Below are 17,771 nucleotides of genomic sequence, written 5' to 3' on the forward strand. Positions count from 1 at the left end.
GGCATGCCCTTGCTCGTCAGCCTCAGCCCCGCAGACCCGTACCGGAGACATCCTTGACCCGACCTTCGACGCCTCTTCTCGATCAGGTGCGCGAGCCCGCGGATCTGCGCCGCCTGCCGGAAGATCGTCTGGCGGAGCTGGCGGCGGAGCTGCGTGCCGAGACCATCGACGCGGTTTCGATAACCGGAGGCCATCTCGGGGCCGGTCTCGGCGTGGTCGAGCTTACCGTGGCGCTGCATTATGTGTTCAATACCCCGGACGACCGGCTCATCTGGGATGTCGGCCACCAATGCTACCCCCACAAGATACTTACCGGCCGGCGCGAGCGCATCCGCACGCTGCGCCAGGGTGGAGGCCTGTCGGGTTTCACCAACCGGACCGAGAGCATTTATGATCCGTTCGGCGCCGGCCACTCCTCGACCTCGATTTCCGCGGGTCTGGGAATGGCGGTGGCGCGGGATCTGGAGGACGCCCAGCGCAATGTGGTCTGTGTCATCGGCGATGGCGCCATGTCGGCCGGGATGGCTTATGAAGCGATGAACAATGCCGGCGCGATGGATTCGCGCCTCATCGTCATCCTCAACGACAACGACATGTCGATCGCCCCGCCCGTGGGTGCGATGTCGGCTTATCTCGCCCGCCTCATTTCAGGTCGCACCTATCGCTCGCTGCGCGAGACAGCCAAGCAGCTCGCCGGCAACCTGCCCAAATTCCTCGGTCGCCACGCCGCGCGTGCGGAGGAATATGCTCGCGGCTTTCTGTCGGGCGGCACGCTGTTCGAGGAACTCGGCTTCTATTATGTCGGGCCGATCGACGGGCACAATCTCGACCATCTGCTGCCCGTTCTGCGCAATGTGCGCGATGCACAGAGTGGTCCTGTCCTCGTCCATGTCGTGACTCAGAAGGGCAAGGGCTACGGCCCCGCCGAGGCGTCTGCCGACAAATATCACGGCGTCCAGCGTTTCGATGTCGCCACCGGCGCCCAGCGCAAACCGGTGTCGAACGCGCCAAGCTATACACGCGTCTTCGCCGAGACCCTGATCGACGAGGCGCGTCGCGACTCCAGGATCGTCGCCATCAATGCCGCCATGCCGGCGGGCACCGGGCTCGATTTGTTTGGCGAGGTCTTTCCCGAACGCAGCTTCGATGTCGGCATTGCCGAGCAGCATGCCGTGACCTTCGCGGCGGGCCTTGCAACCGAGGGCTACAAGCCGTTCTGCGCCATCTATTCCACCTTCCTTCAGCGCGGCTACGACCAGATCGTCCACGATGTCGCGATCCAGAAGCTGCCGGTGCGCTTCGCGATCGACCGCGCCGGGCTCGTCGGAGCCGATGGCGCGACGCATGCCGGTGCCTATGACGTGCCGATGTTGGCGTGTCTGCCCGACATGGTGGTGATGGCGGCGGCCGACGAAGCCGAGCTGGTCCATATGGTGGCGACGGCCGCGGCCTATGATGATGGCCCGATCGCCTTCCGCTATCCGCGGGGGGAGGGCGTTGGCGTCGAGCGGCCGATCCATGGCCTGCCGCTGCCGATCGGCCGCGGGCGCATCGTGCGCGAAGGCTCAAAGGTTGCGCTGCTCTCGCTCGGCACCCGGCTTGCCGCCTGTCTTGCCGCGGCAGACCAGCTCGCGAGCTTTGGCCTGTCCACGACGGTTGCCGATGCGCGCTTCGCCAAGCCGCTCGACCGCGATCTCATCCTGAATCTGGCGCGCAATCACGAGGTGCTGGTCACGGTGGAAGAGGGAGCCGTCGGCGGCTTCGGCAGCCATGTGCTGACCCTGCTCGCCCAGGCCGGCGCACTCGACCGCGGGCTGAAGATCCGCACCCTGCAGATGCCCGACACGTTCATCGACCACGATACCCCGACCAATCAGATGGCGCGGGCCGGGCTCGATGCCCGGGGAATCGTCGGCAGCGTGCTCGCCTCGCTGGGTCGGGAGCAGGACGTCTCTGTGATCACCGCGGGTCTTTCGCGGGCCTGACTTACTTCGCCTTGGCAGTCGTCGCCGGGGCCGGTGTGGTGCCCGGTGTGACACAGGCTGCGGAAAAAGCGGCGACCGCCTTGTCAGCACCGAGCAGAGGTACGGTCTCTACGGTTCCCGGCGCCGCAAGGCGAAGCTGCTCGCCGGCGCTGAACAGCTGCACCAGCTTCGGCTCCAGCCGCACCTGCGTCTCGACAGCCTTGCGGCCTGGCGCCACGGAGGGGAACACGCTCGCGGCGAACTCCACCTTGCTCTTGCCGGCGGAGGCGAGCAGGCGGATCGCATCGCCGGTCTGGGCCTTGGGCGGCGAGACCTCGGCGACGATCTGGAACAGCGCCGCCTGCGGACGGCAGATCGCCACCAGCGTCGGGGTCGGCGCACCGGGCATGCGGAATTGAAGGAGAACGGCCTCGCCGTCCCGACTGAAGTTCCACACGCCGGCCGGCTTCGGCTTGACGGCCTCCTTGGCGGTGTCCTTCCCCTTCTTTGATTTTCTGCGCACCGGCTTTGCATCGTCGCGGGCGGCGACCTGCTGCGTCTGTTGGGCGGCTGCCGCCTGCGCCCGGCCCGTGCCCGGAACAAGCGCGAGGCCGGTGGACAGGGCAAGGAGGAGGCCGGCTCCGGCGCGCCGGAAGGAAGGGCGGAGGCAGGTCGACGTGAAACGCATCTCTTTCCTGGCGGCTCCGGGAGGTCTACATGCGCGATACGCGCTGGCGTGGCTCTCTCGTCATACTGCCATGCGGGTGAACGGGTGGTGACCGAGAGTGACGGAAACAGGCGAGCCCACGGCCGACACACGAAGACGTCAACGCGCCGACCGGCTGCTGGTCGAGCTTGGCCTTTATGAGAGCCGCGCCCGTGCGCAGGCGGCGATCGCCGCCGGCTGCGTGACGGTGAATGGCCGCAGGCTGACGCGCCCCGCCGACTTGGTTTCGCCCGACGCGCAGATCGAGGCGCAGGAGCCTTATGCCTGGGTTTCCCGCGGCGGCTTGAAGCTTGAGGCGGCACTCGAGGCTGGACAGGTGAGCGTCGCCGGGCTCGATGCCCTTGATGTCGGTGCCTCGACCGGCGGCTTTACCGAGGTGCTGCTGGCACGCGGCGCCCGGCGCGTCTATGCCGTGGATGTCGGGCGGGACCAGCTTCATCCCCGCCTGCGCGCCCGCCCCGAGGTGATGTCGCTTGAAGCGATCGACATCCGCGCGCTGCCGGACGGCGTCATCGCCAAGCCAGTCGGAATCATCGTCATTGATGTCAGCTTCATCCGGCTGGAGCAGGTCCTGCCCGCCGCGCTTCGCCATGCTGCGCCGGATGCACGCCTGATTGCGCTGGTGAAGCCGCAATTCGAGGTGGGGCGCGACAAGCTCTCCAAGGGTGGAATCGTAAAGGACCCCGCCGCCCGACAGGGCGCGCTCGATCATGTGGTCGCTGTTCTCGCGGAGCTCGGCTGGCGCACGCTCCACATCCTGCCCTCGCCCATTGCGGGTGGGGACGGCAATGAGGAGAGCCTCGTCGTCGCGGCACCCGCGGCGATCCGTGCGGGTTGAGCCGGACATCTCCCGCGCGGCACTGGTGCTTTCCGGCATGAGAGACGATATGCGGGAAGCGCCAGTGCCGGTGTGGCGGGGAAGCGCGTCCCCGCCGCGCCTGCGGACGCCGTCCTCACATTGCCGGGTCTTCCTCGATGTCCGAACGTGCCGTGCTCACCATCGACCATGTCGGACAGCGAGGCGACGGAGTCGCGTTTGCGGATGATGGGCCGGTCTATGTACCGCTGGCCCTGCCCGGCGAGCGGATCGCCATCGAGCGGGACGGTGATCGCGGGCGCCTCGTCGAGATCATCGACGCAAGCGGGGACCGGCGCGCGCCGTTCTGTCCCCATGTCGGGCCTTGCGGCGGTTGTTCGCTGCAGCAATGGGATCCCGTTCCCTATGCCGTGTGGAAGCGTGGTCTGGTGGCGGATGTGCTCGCGCGCGCAGGGATCGAGGCTCCCGTCTATCCGCTGCGCGACGCCCATGGCGCCGGCAGGCGCCGTGCGACCTTTCACGCTCGCTCCGGCGGCAACGGCCGGGCCGGGCGGGATACGCTCGCCGTAGGCTTCGCCGGTCGTCGCAGTCACGCGGTGGTGCCCATCGACGCCTGCCCGATATTGACGCCGGGCCTCGACGGTGCGCTCTCGGCCGCCTGGGCGGTGGCCGAAGTGTTGGCGCCGCTCGCCAAGCCGCTCGATATCCAGGTGACCGAGACGCTTGCCGGTATCGACATGGATGTCCGCGGCTCCGGTGCCCTGAAGCCGGCAGTGATGGCTCGGCTGGGCGAGGTGGCGGGGCGTCACGGCCTTGCACGTCTCACCCGGCACGGCGAACTCGTCATCCAGCGCGAGCCACCCACTCTCGCCATGGGCCGGGCGCTGGTGCCGCTTCCGCCTGGATCCTTCCTGCAGGCAACGGCGGAAGGCGAGCGTATCCTCGCCGAGCTTGTCGTCGCCGCACTGACCGAGGGTGGCCGGAGGAAGTTTGGTCGCGTTGCGGATCTTTTTTGCGGAGTCGGCACCTTTGCCCTGCGGCTGGCGGAAATCGTTCGGGTGAGCGCCGTGGAGGGCGGCGCAGCCGCCGTCGAGGCGCTGACGCGCGCCGCTCGTTCTACACATGGCCTCAAGCCCGTCGTCGCGGAAACGCGTGACCTTTTCCGTCGCCCTTTGGTGCCGTTCGAACTGAAAGCCTTCGATGCCGTGATCTTCGATCCGCCGCGCCAGGGTGCCGAAGCGCAGGCCCGGGAACTCGCGCGCAGCGCGGTTCCGCTGGTGATCGCCGTATCATGCGATCCGGTGAGCTTCACGCGCGATGCGCGACTGCTGATCGAGGGAGGGTATCGCCTGACCGGCGTTGCTCCGGTCGACCAGTTCCGCTATTCCGCCCATGTCGAACTGGTCGGGCGGTTCGAAAGATGAACGCCGCAGGGCAACCGATCATTGCGAGGCGGGATTGTCGCCCCCGCACCGGTTGACGACCCGCACCAGCGCGGAAAAACCCTTCGCTATCGAATAGGGCATCCAGCTTGGCAGGAAACGATAGGGATGATCGACAGGCAGGGCCTGGCTGTAGAGCCGAGCCATTTGCACTTCGTAGCGCGCGCGGCCTTTGGATTTAGGTCGACTGGATCGAGGTATTTTGGTGTTGGATGCCGTCATGAGGAGGCTGCTCCATCGCTTCCTTCATCATAGAAAATTTTGCGGCACTGCACAAATTGTTCGAAGGCAAATTACGCCAAAATGCTTGTTATTCTGGGTTGTTTGCCCGTTTATTGAAAAATGATGTCAGAATTATCGGCATATTTTTCTGATTTGTGAATTCAGTTTCCCCATCGCTCCATCCACATGCGCTCGCCAACCGTGCAGGATATCCGGTGCCTGCCCTCTGCCGGCTGCACGGTCGGGATCGTTCGTGGCTGGACGCCGGCAACCTCGAGGACGAGTTTGGTGCGGATAGCATCGGCGAATTCATGCCGAGTGCGGATCGGGATGACGAAAGCCCCTGGTCCGCCGATCACGCAGTCTTCGTAATAGATGTCGAGATCGCGGATATCGAGCATGGAGCCCGCAGGATCCTTCAGCAGGAGTGGCAGGCCGTTGATGGTAATTCCGCGGGCCACGGCGTCGTCGCGCGTGGGCTCCACCAGCGGGCCCTGATTGTTGGTTCCGTCACCTGAAATATCGATCACCCGCCGCAGGCCGCGCACGCCATTATGCTCGAACAGCTTTGCGCTGAAGGCTATAGCTCCCGAGATCGAGGTCCGATAGACCCGGCGCAGGGGGGCGGTCCGGACGGCCTCGGCAAAACGCAACGCGCTTGCTTCGCCATCAACAATGGTCCAGTCGACGACGACCTTCTGCTCGTCGACGCCGGCCCATTCGACATAGGTGACGGCGATCCGGCCGATCGGCCCCAGTTTCAGGGCGTCGAGAAACTCTTTGGAGATAACGGCCTGGCTGTAGCCTTCCCGCTGCAGGGCGAGTTCATCGAGGTCCATGGAATAGGAAATGTCGACGGCCAGGACGAGTTCGACATCGACCGGTTCGTCGGCCGCCCATGCAAGCCGTGGAGGGAAGGCCCACAGCAGGAAGCCGGTCGCGAACAGCGCCCTCGCTACCACTCGCCATGCATGGACCGCCGACACGATATTGCGCATCATCGCGACCTCCGCCGGTAGACGGAACGCCGAAGGCCGCAACGCCTTGATCGGAGCGTGGTCCGGCCGGTGACGTCACATCCGGTTCATGGTGACATGGCGTCGCGATGCACTGAAGCCGAAACTTGGTTCCTACACGTCGAGGTGTTCGGTGCCGGTGATCTCGATGCCGAAGCCGGCGAGGCCGACATAGGTGCGGGTGCGCGAGGCGATGAGGCGAATGGAGGATACGCCGAGATCCTTGAGGATCTGCGCGCCGAGCCCGACTTCATGCCAGTGCGCGTCGCGCAGGCTCTTGGTGTCCTGCGCCTCGCTGCCGACCGCCGTGGCCGGAACGCCGGCGGTGCCGTCTCGCAGATAGACCAGCACGCCGCGGCCCTCGGCCTTGATGCGCTCCAGCGAGGCGAGGATGGCCTTGCCGCCGGTGAACACATCGCCGATCGGATCCGCCCGGTGCAGGCGTACCAGCACGTCCTGCCCGTCGCCGATCTTCCCGTGGACGAGAGCAATGTGGTTCACCGACTCGAAGGGCGTGACGTAGGAAATGCCGTGCATCTCGCCGACGGCGGTGGGGGCGGCGAATTCAGCGGTGCGCGTGACGAGCTTCTCGCGGGCCTGGCGGTAGGCAATGAGGTCGGCCACAGAGATGCGGGTCAGCTTGTGCTGGGCGGCGAATTCCGCGATGCGCGGCCCCTTCATCACCGTGCCGTCGTCATTCACCATCTCACCGATCACGCCCACCGGCTCCAGGCCGGCGAGCTTGCACAGATCGACCGCGGCCTCGGTATGGCCGGATCGCATCAGCACGCCGCCCTCGCGGGCGATCAGCGGAAAGATGTGGCCCGGGCGGACGAAATCGACAGCGCCGGCATTGGGATTGGCGAGGCCGCGCACCGTTGCGGTGCGGTCGTCGGCCGAGATGCCGGTGGTGGTGCCATGGCGATAATCGACCGAGACGGTGAACGCAGTCGCATAGGGCGCGTCATTGTCCGTCACCATGGGGTTGAGGCGCAGCTTGCGGGCATGCTCGGCGGTGAGCGGCGCGCAGACGATGCCCGAGGTGTGGCGGATGATGAGCGCCATCTTCTCGGCGGTGCAGAACTGCGCGGCGACGATGAGATCGCCCTCGTCCTCGCGATCGTCGTCATCGGTCACGACGACGATTTCCCCCTTGGCAAAGGCCTCGATTGCCGCTTCCATCCGTGCGCGGAGAGTGTCGCTCATGCTGATCGCCTTCTGGATGTCGATGCCCAGGAAGTCATTGGGCGTCACCGCCCCGTCGGTAGCAGCGCAGATGCGCTCCGCCGCCTGACGCGAGACCCAGGCCTGTTCATCATTGCATAAAGCGGTAACGCTCGCGGGCGACAGGCCGGCCGATCGCGCGAACTGCACGCGCGAAGTCCCGGTCGTCTTGAGCCAGTCCGCCAGTTTCATGCGGTGAGCCTAGCGCCTTTCAACTTCGGCAGCAATAAATCGCTTCGATGAATTTCAGTAATACTGAAATCATGGATGGTTATGGATTGAAGGCGGCCGCGATCGGTTGCCAGCACGTCCTTGCCGTTGGGAAAAGCCAACCGAAGACGCTACACTGTCAGGCGCTCTTGGTCTGGTGCCGGCCTTCGCGTCCGGTGTAGGGGAGTGAGGGTGATGGTGGGGTTCTACAACAGGATGAAAGCCGTCGATTATGCCCGTCGCTGGGCGCTTGGCCGCAATCCAATGTACGCCGACTACAGCGCCAGCAAGGGAGGTGGCGGGGACTGCACCAATTTCATGTCGCAATGCGTCCTCGCTGGCGGCTGGAGCATGGTTTTGCCGAGGGATGACCTCATCCTGAACTGGTGGGCCGAACCGCCGGCGAGGGAGAACAGCCGGAGCTGGTCCAGCGTGGAGCACTTCCTGTTCTTTCTGGAGCGCAGCGGGCGCGGCCAGCCATGCGAACTCGGGCAGGTGATACAAGGCGACATCATCCTGCATCAGGGACCCGGAGGGCATCTGATGATGGTTACGGACATCGAAATCGATGGGCCGCGACGCATGCCCCTGTTGAGCTACCATTCGACCGACCGCCGCGATTACGCGTTGAGCTATGCCATGGTCGGGCCCGGGGGCAGCGGCTTTGGCGTAGAGGGCTATCAGTACTGGAAGCTGCGCGACCTCTATTGACGACCCGTTGCGCCCCGGGGCGCCTTCCTTCAGCGGGGAAACGGCCAGCTGGTGTTGTCTCCGGTCTGCCCGCGATGGCGCAGCAGATGATCCGCCATCACGCAGGCGACCATCGCTTCACCGACGGGCACAGCGCGTATGCCGACGCAGGGGTCATGGCGGCCTTTGGTGAAGATCTCGGCGTTTTCGCCATGGCGGGTCACGGTCTGGCGCGGAGTGAGGATCGACGATGTCGGCTTTACCGCGAAGCGCACGACGATGGGCTGCCCCGTCGAGATGCCGCCCAGAATGCCGCCGGCGTGGTTGGCGAGGAAAATCGGCTTTCCATCATTGCCCATGCGCATCTCGTCGGCGTTCTGCTCGCCGGTGAGCCGGGCGCTGGCGAAGCCCTCGCCGATCTCGACGCCCTTCACCGCATTGATGCTCATCAGGGCGGCGGCGAGATCGGCGTCCAGCTTGCCATAGAGCGGGGCGCCGAGCCCGGCGGGAATCCCCTCGGCAACCACCTCCAGCACCGCACCGACGGAGGAACCGCTCTTGCGGATGCCGTCGAGATAGTTCTCCATCCGGCCGGCAGCCTCCGCATCCGGGCAGAAGAAGGGATTGCGGCCGATTTCGTCCCAGTCCCACCGGTCTCGGTCGATGTCGATCTCGCCCATGCCGACAAGCGCACCGCGAATGGTGACGCCGGATAGGACCTTCGCCGCTATGGCGCCTGCGGCGACCCGAACCGCCGTTTCGCGCGCCGAGGAGCGCCCGCCGCCGCGATGGTCGCGAATGCCGTATTTCACATCATAGGCGTAATCGGCATGGCCGGGCCGATAGCTGGCGGCTATCTCGGAATAATCCTTGGAACGCTGGTCCACATTCTCGATCAGCAACGCGATCGGGGTGCCGGTAGTGATGAGGCCGCCATCCTCGGTCGGCAGCGTGCCGGAAAGGATCTTCACCTCGTCCGGCTCGCGGCGCTGGGTGGTGAAGCGCGATTGTCCCGGCCGGCGGCGGTCGAGCGCGGCCTGCACATCGGCGAGTGTGAAGCGGATATTGGGCGGGCAGCCGTCGATCACCCCGCCGATGGCGGGACCATGGCTTTCGCCGAAGGTGGTGACGCGGAACAGGTGTCCGAACGTGTTGAACGACATGCTGAGTTTCGCCGTGCCCGTATGTATTTCAATACATGGTGTCGGCGGCTTCTAGGCCTCCCGTCCGGGTCCGTCAAACCGGCGCGCTTCCTGTGGGACGATGGTCGTCTCCCACATGGCCGGCGTGGACAACGCGTCGTTTCACCGCTGCGCCTCGCAAGCTGCGTGATCCGTGCTACATAGACGACATCGAGGTCCACCATCACATCATAGATGCCATTCTTTGAAATCGCCGTCGTTGTGCTGCTTGTGCTGATCAACGGCGTGCTCGCCATGGCCGAGCTCTCGGTCGTGTCATCCCGTCCTGCCCGGTTGCGCTCCCGCGCCGAACAGGGCTCAGCCGGTGCCCGCGCGGCGCTGGCGCTCGCTGCCGATCCCGGCCGCTTCCTCTCCACGGTGCAGATCGGCATCACGCTGATCGGCATTCTGGCAGGTGCTTTCTCAGGCGCCACCCTCGGCGACATGCTGGGTACGTGGCTGAAGACCAAGGGCATCGCCCCGGGGCTCGCCGACGGTATCGCCTATGTCGTGGTCGTCGGCATCATCACCTATTTCTCGCTTGTCATCGGCGAATTGATCCCCAAGCGACTGGCACTACAGAGTCCGGAAAAGCTGGCCTCCCTGGTGGCGCCGGCGATGCAGGTGCTCTCCAAGGTGGCGGCGCCCGCGGTGTGGATGCTCGACATCTCCACCCGGCTGGTGCTGCGCTTGATGGGCGAGAACGGCGCGGGTGGCGACAACAACGTCACGGACGAGGAAATCCGCGCCATCGTGGCCGAGGCCGAAACCGCCGGCGTCATCTATCCCGCCGAACGCAAGATGATCGCCGGCGTGATGCGCCTGGCCGATCGGCCGGTCCGTGCGGTGATGACGCCGCGCACCGACGTCGACTGGATCGACCTCACCGACGACCCGGACGCCGTGCGCCAGACCATTCGCGAGACCCGGCACACCCGCATGCCGGCCTGCGAAGGCACGCCGGAGGAGGCGATCGGCGTCATCGACATTCGCGACCTTCTGGAAGCCTATCTCGACGGCAAGACGCCGGATCCGCGTCAGTTCGTGAAGCCCGGCGCGGTGCTGGTGGAAACCGCTGGCGCGCTCGATGCCATGAAGGTGCTCCGCGAGACGCAGGCGCCGATGGCGATCGTGGTCGACGAATATGGTTCGATGGTCGGCCTGCTCACGCCGGCGGATTTGCTGGGCGCCATCGCAGGCACGGTGGCGCTGGACGATGACGGCCACGCCAACCCGCATGTGACGGAACGCTCGGACGGCTCCTATCTCGTGGCCGGCTCGACCCCGGTCGACGAATTGTCGGACCTGCTGGCGCTGCATGTGCGGCGCGATTCCCCCTTCCACACCGCGGCGGGCTTTGCGCTCCACGAGCTCAAGGCCATTCCGCAGGAAGGTACGGCGTTCGAAAGCAATGGCTGGCGCTTCGAGGTGGTGGACATGGACGGGCGGCGCATCGACAAGCTGCTGGTGTCCCGCGCGGTGGCGCCGCGCCGCCGCGCACCGGTCGGCTGATTTCGCAAAAACGGGCGACGCCTTGAAGGTGTCGCCCGTCTCGAATTCCGGAACGCTGGAAGCGCGGGCGTCAGTTCATGCCGCGCGAGAGAGCCGAGGCCGGAGCGGCGCTGCTCGGTGCGCTATACCGCGCGCTGAGACTCGCCACCACCGTGACGATGGCAATGGCCAGAGCCGCGGCGATGAGGCCGTATTCGAGCCCCGTGCCATGCGGACGCCGGGTCACGACGTCACGGCGCCGGTGAGCAAACTGTCCCATCACGATATCTCTGCTTGCGCTCATCTGTAGCGATATCTGTCTTGCGGCAGATTTATTGTGAGGCGAACCTAGAGCCCCAGTCCCTGCATGGGAGTTAACGGGGCAAAGCGACTGCAGCCGTGGTTAATGCTTTGCGATCATCACAGGCACCCCGAAGGGCTTCGTCGTTCGCTGCGGGCATTGGGAGGCCGGCCATCTCAGGTTCCGCGCGGCTTTGCCCGGTTCGTGGGGACTGCATTGGCCGGGTCTTCGGGCCAGGGGTGCTTGGGGTAGCGGCCGCGCATCTCGGCGCGCACGTCACGCCAGGAGCCGTGCCAGAAAGCCGGCAGGTCGCGTGTGAGCTGGATGGGCCGGTGCGCAGGTGAAAGCAGCGCCAATGTCAGCGGCACGCGCCCGCCGGCGATCGAAGGATGCACACCGAGTCCGAACAGTTCCTGCACCCGCACCGCCAGCGTCGGCCCGCTCTCGGCGGCATAGTCGATCGGCAGGTGCGACCCGGTCGGCACCTCGAAATGGGTCGGTGCCTCCTCCTCCATGCGGCGGGCCAGATCCCACGGCAGCAGCCCGGCGAGCGCCCGGCCGAGACGATCGGCATTGATGGCGTCGAGGCTGGTGATTCCTTCCAGTTCCGGCGCCAGCCAGTCGGAAACGGTTTCGGCGAGCCGGGCATCGGAGAGATCGGGCCAGATGTCCGAGGCTGCGGCGTGCAGAAAGCGCACGCGGTCGAGCCATTGGCGCTGGGCGTTCGAGAAGGGCAGGCGTTCGATCCCGCGCTGTGCGGCACCCTGCGCGAGGGCTTGCGCCGCGGCAGGTCCGGGCTCGACCCGCGCGGTGTGCTCGTCGAGCGCCAGCGCGCCGAGCCGCCGCACCCTGCGCGCGCGCACCGCGCCGGTGGCGGCATCGAAGGCCGTTTCCACGCCCTCGGCGATGGCGTCGCCGAATTCGGCGTCCAATTCGGCTGCCGAAAGCTCGGCGGCGAGCAGGATGCGCGGCTCCTCGGCGCCTCCGGCCAGTTCGGCAACGGCGAGGAAACGGGCGCGGGCGAGTGACAGGACTGGGTCCATCGCCGCGCCGCGGCCATTGGCGAGCACGAAACGCCGCCCGTCCCCGCGTCCGCGCGCGATGCGGTCGGGAAAGGCGAGCGCCAGCAATGCGGCAGAGGACGGCCGCGCCGCGTGCGAGCGCGACGCCGACGCCGCCCGCGCAGCGCTTCCCGCCCAACGCTCGGCCTGCCGGCGGGCGTCTTCCCCGCGACGGGAACGGTCGCGCCGGAACCCCTCCAGCCGGTGCAGCAAGTCGACATCCTCGCCCCCGAGGCCGCGCTCGGAGATGACGGCAGCGATCCAGGCGGCTTCGCTCGCGGCCCCGCGGCGCGCGCCCTCCACCAGCATGCGGGAGAGGCGGGGCTCGAGCGGCAGCCGGGCCATGGCCTTGCCGTCCTCGGTAAGATGCCCATCGTCATCGAGCGCGCCGAGATTGGTGAGCAGCGTTCGCGCTTCCTTCAATGCAGCAGGCGGCGGCGGATCGAGGAAAGCAAGCGATGCGGGATCACGGATTCCCCAGGCTGTGAGGTCCAGGACGAGGCGCGCGAGATCCGCGGTGAGGATTTCCGGTATCGCATAGGCCGGCAGGCTGGCGGTCTCCGCCTCGTTCCACAGCCGATAGCAGATGCCGGGCTCGGTTCGTCCGGCCCGGCCGCGCCGCTGGTCGGCTCCGGCGCGCGAAACCCGCACCGTCTCGAGTCGGGTGAGGCCGATTCCCGGCTCGAAGCGCGGCACGCGGGCAAGGCCGCCATCGACAACGATGCGTACGCCCTCGATGGTCAGGCTGGTCTCGGCGATGGATGTGGCCAGCACCACCTTGCGCCGTCCGGCGGGCGAGGGGGCGATCGCCTGCTCCTGCGCACGGGCGTCCATCGCACCATAGAGCGGGCACAGGTCGACCGCAGGATCGCCGATCGCCTCCGCCAGCAGGCGCTCGGTGCGGCGGATTTCACCGGCGCCCGGCAGAAAGGCGAGCACCGAGCCCGGCTCGGCGGCGAGGACGCGCAGCACCGCGTCCGCAACCTGCCGGTCCACCGGCACACGCGGATCGCGGCCCAGATAGACGGTCTCAACTGGAAAGGCGCGCCCTTCGCTCTCGATGACCGGGGCGGGGGCGCTGCCTGTCGCCATCCGCCGTGCGATACGGGCGCCGTCCAGCGTCGCCGACATGGCGAGCAGGCGTAGATCCTCGCGAAGCCCGCCCTGCGCGTCCAGCGCCAGAGCGAGGCCGAGATCGGCATCGAGGCTGCGTTCGTGGAATTCGTCGAACAGCACGGCACCGATGCCGGACAATTCCGGATCGTCGAGGATCATGCGGGTGAAGATACCCTCGGTGACCACTTCGATGCGGGTGCGGCGCGATATTTTCGAGCCGAAGCGCACGCGATAGCCGACCGTCTCGCCGGTGCTTTCGCCGAGCGTCATCGCCATGCGGTCCGCCGCCGCCCGGGCGGCAAGGCGGCGCGGTTCCAGCACGAGAATGCGGCGGCCTTCCATCCATGGCTCGTCGAGCAGGGCCAGCGGCACGCGTGTCGTCTTGCCCGCGCCGGGCGGGGCGACGAGGACGGCATTGGTCTGCGTGGCCAGACGCGCGCAGAGCGCGGGCAGCACGGCGTCGATCGGCAGCGGGGACGGGAAGGAGCGCATCGGCGATCCATAGTCGCGGTGCGGCGGCGAGGCCAGTGCCGCTCACGCGCCGGCGCCCAATGAAAAAGGCCCGGCGCTGTGGCCGGGCCTCGTTCTGCTGTCGCAAGGCCGTGCCGGCCTCACATCACCGCGTCGATGGTGTTGCCGATCTTCTCGACCAGCTCACCCACCTGCGAGTCGGAGATGATGAGCGGCGGGCTTACCGCGATGGTGTCGCCGGTCACGCGGAACATCAGCCCTTCGTCATGGAAGGCGGTCTCCATCGCCTCGTAGCCGCGCTTTCCGGGACCATCGGCCTTTGGCGCCATGTCGATGGCGGCAACGAGGCCGACGGTGCGGATGTCGAGCACGCCCGGCTTGTCCTTCAGCGTCATCACCGCATCGGCGAAGGTCGGCTCAAGCGCCTTGGCGCGCTCGAACAGTCCTTCGTTGCGGTAGACGTCCAGCGTCGCCAGGGAGGCGGCGCAGGCCAGCGGATGGCCGGAATAGGTGTAGCCGTGGAACAGCTCGATCACATGGTCGGGGCCATTCATGAAGGCGTCGTGGATGTGCTTGCGCACGATCACGCCACCCATCGGCACCGCGCCCGACGTCACGCCTTTGGCAAAGGTGATCATGTCCGGAACGACGCCGTAGCGCTCGGCGGCGAAGGGCGTGCCGAGACGGCCGAAGCCGGTGATGACCTCGTCGAAGATAAGCAGAATGCCGTATTTGTCGCAGATCTCGCGCAGGCGCTTGAGATAGCCCTTCGGCGCGGGCAGGCCGCCGGTGGAACCGGCCATGGGCTCGACGATGACGGCGGCGATGGTCTGCGCGTCATGCAGCGCGACCAGACCCTCCAGCGCCTCGGCGCGCTCCGCTCCCCATTCCGGCTCGCCCTTGGAGAAGGCCTGCTTCTCACGATCATAGGTGTGGGGAAGATGGTCGATGCCGGGCAGCAGGCTGCCGAAGAAGCGGCGGTTGGGCGAGATGCCGCCGACCGAGATGCCGCCGAAGCCGACGCCATGGTAGCCGCGTTCGCGGCCGATCAGCCGGGTGCGGGTGGCCTGACCACGGGCGACGTTGTAGGCAAGCGCGATCTTCAGCGCGGTATCGCCGGCTTCCGAGCCGGAATTGCAGAAGAAAACGTGGTCCAGATCGCCCGGCGCGAGCTCGGCGATGCGGGAGGCGGCCTTGAACGCGAGAGGGTGGCCGAACTGGAAGGTCGGCGCGAAGTCCATCTCCGCCGCCTGCTTCTGGATCGCCTGTACGATGGGATCGCGATTGTGGCCGGCATTGGAGCACCACAGGCCGGCCGAGCCGTCGAGGATCGGGCGTCCTTCCGGGGTGTAGTAGTGCATGTCCTTGGCGCGCGAGACCATGCGCGGGCGGCGCTTGAAGGCTCGGTTGGCGGTGAAGCCCATCCAGAAGGCTTCAAGGTCGTTCGGCGCAGCTTCGCTGACGCTGTCGAAATCATAGGCAACGGACATGGCGGGTCTCCGGTCGGGGGGCGGGCGGCATCAAGACCCGCGAGCTTCATGTACAATAGGCGATGCTGCAGGAGCACACGAGAAAAAGTGATGGCTTCATCGTGTTCGCTTCTAGGGATGCCTGGCCTTGCCCCATATTTCCCCTGTGCAGAATGGCAAAGGGTAGTGATCCGCCATCAAGTCGCCCCATGATTGCTACATTCACCTAACGTCATCGGCTATGATGTGGCGGGATCGCATCGGGGGCGGGTGATTCACGAGGCAGAAAACGGAGCTCGCCGAGGAGTTCCGCAGGACCGACGAGCAGGACGTACACGTGGCCGACGCCGACACAGCCGAGCCCGCCTTCCCGGAAGCCGGTCTCGCCGAGGCCGAGCAAGGCACGCCTTCCTCCGAGGCGGTGCGTGCCGCACTCGTGCGCGTCCTCGATTCGGAAGAGCTGCGTTCCTCGCCCCAGCTGTCCAACATCCTGCGCTTTGTCGTCGAGGCACGGCTGGAAGGGCGGCAGGAGGCCATCAAGGGCTACACGATCGCGGTGGAAGCGCTCGGCCGCGATCCGTCCTTCGACCCGCAGGCCGATCCCATCGTCCGGGTCGAGGCGACCCGTCTGCGCCGGGCTCTGGAGCGTTACTACGCGGGGAACGGCGCGACGGACGAGATCACAATTCTGGTGCCGCGCGGCAGTTATGTCCCCCAGTTCCTTCTGCGCCACGCCGATGCGACGCCGGCTGTACAAGGCGAGGTCGAGGACGGAACGGTTGCGCCTGAGCCCGGTGCTGCGCCTTTTGTCGCGCCTCTGCTTCCGGAGAGCGGCGCTCCTCCCGTCGCGGCCGACACCGTGCCGCCCCGCGCGGATCCCGAAAATGGCCGCCGGCATTCCCGAAGCTGGATCATGCTCGGCTTCGTCGTCGTCTTCGCGCTGGTGGTCGGCCTAGCCGGGCTGATGGAGGGGCTGGATCCTGCGGGCTGGCGTGCGCTGCTGGTCGGCGCGGCGTTGCAGCATCCCCTGGAGCGGACCAACCGGCTCGGCATACCGATGGTCGAGGTGTTGCCTTTCGAGGCCACCGGCGGTTCGACACCGGCCGAGCATGGAGGCGTCGCAATACCGGCAGGCGAGTTCGACGCCCGGGCGATCGAGACGCGGGTCCGCGATGCTCTGGCACGGTTCGATCTTCTGGACGTCCTGGCGAGTCCCGAAGTGCGTCCGTCGGTCAATTGCGGCGATGGCGAAGGGCGTCTCTCCTCTGCTTTCTCGCTCGGCGGTCTCGTGGAAAACCACGATGACGGCAGCGTCGCGGTCCTGCTGCGCCTTGCAGATGTGTGCGATGGCACCATCGTATGGTCGCGCGAGTTCGAGAGCCTGCGGCGGGGCAACGATCCGACCGCGACCGAGATCGCGCTGGTGCGCGACATCATGGTGGCCATTGCCGAGCCTTACGGCATTATCCAGGCTCGCGCCCGCGCGCGCATCGCGGCAGCCAATGCGCCGCTTGAGGCTGTCGGGCCCTATGGCTGCATTCTCGTCGCCTATAATTACTGGCGCTCCTACATTCCCGCCGACCATGCCCGTGCCCGGGACTGCCTGGAGCGGGCGGTGGGGGATGATCCCGGCTTCTCGGTCGGTTTCTCGGTGCTGGCCGAACTCTATCTCGACGAGGTCCGCAACGGTGCGAACGCACGCACCGACACGCCGGCGCTCAACCGGGCGCTGGCTGCGGCCGAGCAGGCGGTGGATCTCGCCCCGACCAGCGCTTATGCGCGCCGGGTGCTGATGGACGTCCACTTCTTCCGCGGCGAACGTGGGCCCGCGATCGCCGCCGGTGATGCGGCCCTCGAACTTAATCCCTACGATGTCGACATCAGTGCCGGCGTGGGCGGGCGCCTCGTCGCCTATGGCGAACTCGACCGGGGCGAAGCCCTGCTGACCAGCGCGAAGATGATCGCGCCCGGCTCGCCTCCCTCCATCGACTTTCACCGGGTGATTGCGGCCTATCTGCGCGGCGACGTCGCTGCGGCGACGGCGGCGGCCGACCACCTCATCGGCGAGGGCTATGCACCGGGCCTGCTTGCCCGGGCATTGGCGAGCCATATCGCCGGGGACGACGACAGTGCGACGCAGGATCTGCAGCGCCTCGTCGCGCTCGCGCCCGATTGGGCGAGCGATACCGACGTGATGGTCGCCCGCTTCTTTCCCGATCCCTCGATCGCCAAGCGGGTGCGGACCGATCTCGCCGCAGCCGGCCTGCCGATCCGCCATGCACAGGCTGCGCGCGGCACGGTAACGCACGGTGCTGCGGCGCAGATCGGTGCGATGCCCGCGCCGGTGGCGGCAACGCCTTAGGCGTGCC

The 17,771-nt window shown here is 66.8% G+C and carries 14 protein-coding genes; 6 read left to right on the plus strand and 8 right to left on the minus strand.

The genetic code is table 11. The features are described 5' to 3' along the window. Positions 1–53: 53 nt before the first annotated feature. Entirely contained in the window at positions 54–1,985 is a 1,932-nt protein-coding gene (gene dxs, locus MWN34_RS03565) for a 1-deoxy-D-xylulose-5-phosphate synthase (protein WP_247026571.1), read from the plus strand. Between the two features lies 1 nt (position 1,986). On the opposite strand, the gene MWN34_RS03570 is transcribed toward dxs, so the two are convergent. Continuing rightward, positions 1,987–2,652: a hypothetical protein gene (locus tag MWN34_RS03570; protein ID WP_247026573.1), complete on the minus strand. Its 666-nt coding sequence runs from the start codon at positions 2,650–2,652 to the stop codon at positions 1,987–1,989. A 97-nt stretch (positions 2,653–2,749) separates the two neighbouring features. Here MWN34_RS03570 and MWN34_RS03575 point away from each other — a divergent pair, with 97 nt between their 5' ends. Both MWN34_RS03575 and MWN34_RS03580 read left to right on the plus strand, forming a co-directional pair. Beyond that, positions 2,750–3,529 carry a TlyA family RNA methyltransferase gene (locus MWN34_RS03575; RefSeq protein ID WP_247026575.1) on the plus strand — a complete coding sequence of 260 codons (780 nt, stop codon included), beginning with the start codon at positions 2,750–2,752 and terminating at the stop codon, positions 3,527–3,529. A gap of 137 nt (positions 3,530–3,666) precedes the next feature. Further along, on the plus strand, positions 3,667–4,932 hold the full coding sequence (locus MWN34_RS03580; protein WP_247026577.1) for a class I SAM-dependent RNA methyltransferase: 1,266 nt from the start codon (positions 3,667–3,669) through the stop codon (positions 4,930–4,932). A gap of 18 nt (positions 4,933–4,950) precedes the next feature. Here the strand turns inward: MWN34_RS03580 and MWN34_RS03585 are convergent, their stop codons facing one another. The 3 genes from MWN34_RS03585 to ribB form a co-directional block, all read right to left on the minus strand. Then, a complete protein-coding gene (locus MWN34_RS03585) occupies positions 4,951–5,097 on the minus strand; it encodes a hypothetical protein (protein ID WP_247026579.1) in 147 nt (48 codons plus the stop codon). 236 nt (positions 5,098–5,333) lie between these two features. Next, positions 5,334–6,170 (minus strand): DUF1194 domain-containing protein, encoded by an 837-nt coding sequence (locus MWN34_RS03590; RefSeq protein ID WP_247026906.1) that lies wholly within the window; start codon positions 6,168–6,170, stop codon positions 5,334–5,336. 132 nt (positions 6,171–6,302) lie between these two features. Beyond that, positions 6,303–7,604, minus strand: a complete 1,302-nt coding sequence (ribB, locus tag MWN34_RS03595) for a 3,4-dihydroxy-2-butanone-4-phosphate synthase (protein ID WP_247026581.1) — start codon at positions 7,602–7,604, stop codon at positions 6,303–6,305. 213 nt (positions 7,605–7,817) lie between these two features. On the opposite strand from ribB, the gene MWN34_RS03600 reads away from it, so the two are divergent. Then, positions 7,818–8,333: an amidase domain-containing protein gene (locus MWN34_RS03600; protein ID WP_247026583.1), complete on the plus strand. Its 516-nt coding sequence runs from the start codon at positions 7,818–7,820 to the stop codon at positions 8,331–8,333. 29 nt (positions 8,334–8,362) lie between these two features. Here MWN34_RS03600 and aroC read toward each other — a convergent pair whose 3' ends face one another. Then, positions 8,363–9,475: a chorismate synthase gene (gene aroC / locus MWN34_RS03605; RefSeq protein WP_247026584.1), complete on the minus strand. Its 1,113-nt coding sequence runs from the start codon at positions 9,473–9,475 to the stop codon at positions 8,363–8,365. Positions 9,476–9,688: 213 nt separating this feature from the next. Between aroC and MWN34_RS03610 the strand changes: the two genes are divergently transcribed. After that, on the plus strand, positions 9,689–11,005 hold the full coding sequence (locus MWN34_RS03610; RefSeq protein ID WP_247026586.1) for a hemolysin family protein: 1,317 nt from the start codon (positions 9,689–9,691) through the stop codon (positions 11,003–11,005). A gap of 70 nt (positions 11,006–11,075) precedes the next feature. Here the strand turns inward: MWN34_RS03610 and MWN34_RS03615 are convergent, their stop codons facing one another. The 3 genes from MWN34_RS03615 to aptA all read right to left on the minus strand — a co-directional run bounded on the left by MWN34_RS03615 (position 11,076) and on the right by aptA (position 15,423). Further along, complete coding sequence (locus MWN34_RS03615) at positions 11,076–11,264, minus strand: hypothetical protein (protein ID WP_247026588.1); 189 nt, start codon at positions 11,262–11,264, stop codon at positions 11,076–11,078. Between the two features lie 197 nt (positions 11,265–11,461). After that, the gene (gene hrpB / locus MWN34_RS03620; RefSeq protein WP_247026590.1) at positions 11,462–13,954 is read right to left on the minus strand and encodes an ATP-dependent helicase HrpB; all 2,493 of its coding nucleotides are present in this window, start codon (positions 13,952–13,954) and stop codon (positions 11,462–11,464) included. A 119-nt stretch (positions 13,955–14,073) separates the two neighbouring features. Further along, positions 14,074–15,423: an omega-aminotransferase AptA gene (gene aptA, locus MWN34_RS03625; protein ID WP_247026592.1), complete on the minus strand. Its 1,350-nt coding sequence runs from the start codon at positions 15,421–15,423 to the stop codon at positions 14,074–14,076. Between the two features lie 316 nt (positions 15,424–15,739). Here aptA and MWN34_RS03630 point away from each other — a divergent pair, with 316 nt between their 5' ends. Next, positions 15,740–17,764: a tetratricopeptide repeat protein gene (locus tag MWN34_RS03630; RefSeq protein ID WP_247026593.1), complete on the plus strand. Its 2,025-nt coding sequence runs from the start codon at positions 15,740–15,742 to the stop codon at positions 17,762–17,764. Positions 17,765–17,771 lie beyond the last annotated feature (7 nt).

It is taken from the genome of Ancylobacter crimeensis, assembly GCF_023016805.1.
In the GTDB taxonomy this organism is placed as follows: Bacteria; Pseudomonadota; Alphaproteobacteria; order Rhizobiales; family Xanthobacteraceae; genus Ancylobacter; species Ancylobacter crimeensis.

Coding starts and splice junctions, on each gene's coding strand:
- MWN34_RS03570 (WP_247026573.1), bottom strand. CDS start 2,652: ATGCGTTTCACGTCGACCTGCCTCCGCCCTTCCTTCCGGCGCGCCGGA.
- MWN34_RS03580 (WP_247026577.1), top strand. CDS start 3,667: ATGTCCGAACGTGCCGTGCTCACCATCGACCATGTCGGACAGCGAGGC.
- MWN34_RS03585 (WP_247026579.1), bottom strand. CDS start 5,097: ATGGCTCGGCTCTACAGCCAGGCCCTGCCTGTCGATCATCCCTATCGT.
- MWN34_RS03590 (WP_247026906.1), bottom strand. CDS start 6,170: ATGCGCAATATCGTGTCGGCGGTCCATGCATGGCGAGTGGTAGCGAGG.
- ribB (WP_247026581.1), bottom strand. CDS start 7,604: ATGAAACTGGCGGACTGGCTCAAGACGACCGGGACTTCGCGCGTGCAG.
- MWN34_RS03600 (WP_247026583.1), top strand. CDS start 7,818: ATGGTGGGGTTCTACAACAGGATGAAAGCCGTCGATTATGCCCGTCGC.
- aroC (WP_247026584.1), bottom strand. CDS start 9,475: ATGTCGTTCAACACGTTCGGACACCTGTTCCGCGTCACCACCTTCGGC.
- MWN34_RS03610 (WP_247026586.1), top strand. CDS start 9,689: ATGCCATTCTTTGAAATCGCCGTCGTTGTGCTGCTTGTGCTGATCAAC.
- MWN34_RS03615 (WP_247026588.1), bottom strand. CDS start 11,264: ATGGGACAGTTTGCTCACCGGCGCCGTGACGTCGTGACCCGGCGTCCG.
- hrpB (WP_247026590.1), bottom strand. CDS start 13,954: ATGCGCTCCTTCCCGTCCCCGCTGCCGATCGACGCCGTGCTGCCCGCG.
- aptA (WP_247026592.1), bottom strand. CDS start 15,423: ATGTCCGTTGCCTATGATTTCGACAGCGTCAGCGAAGCTGCGCCGAAC.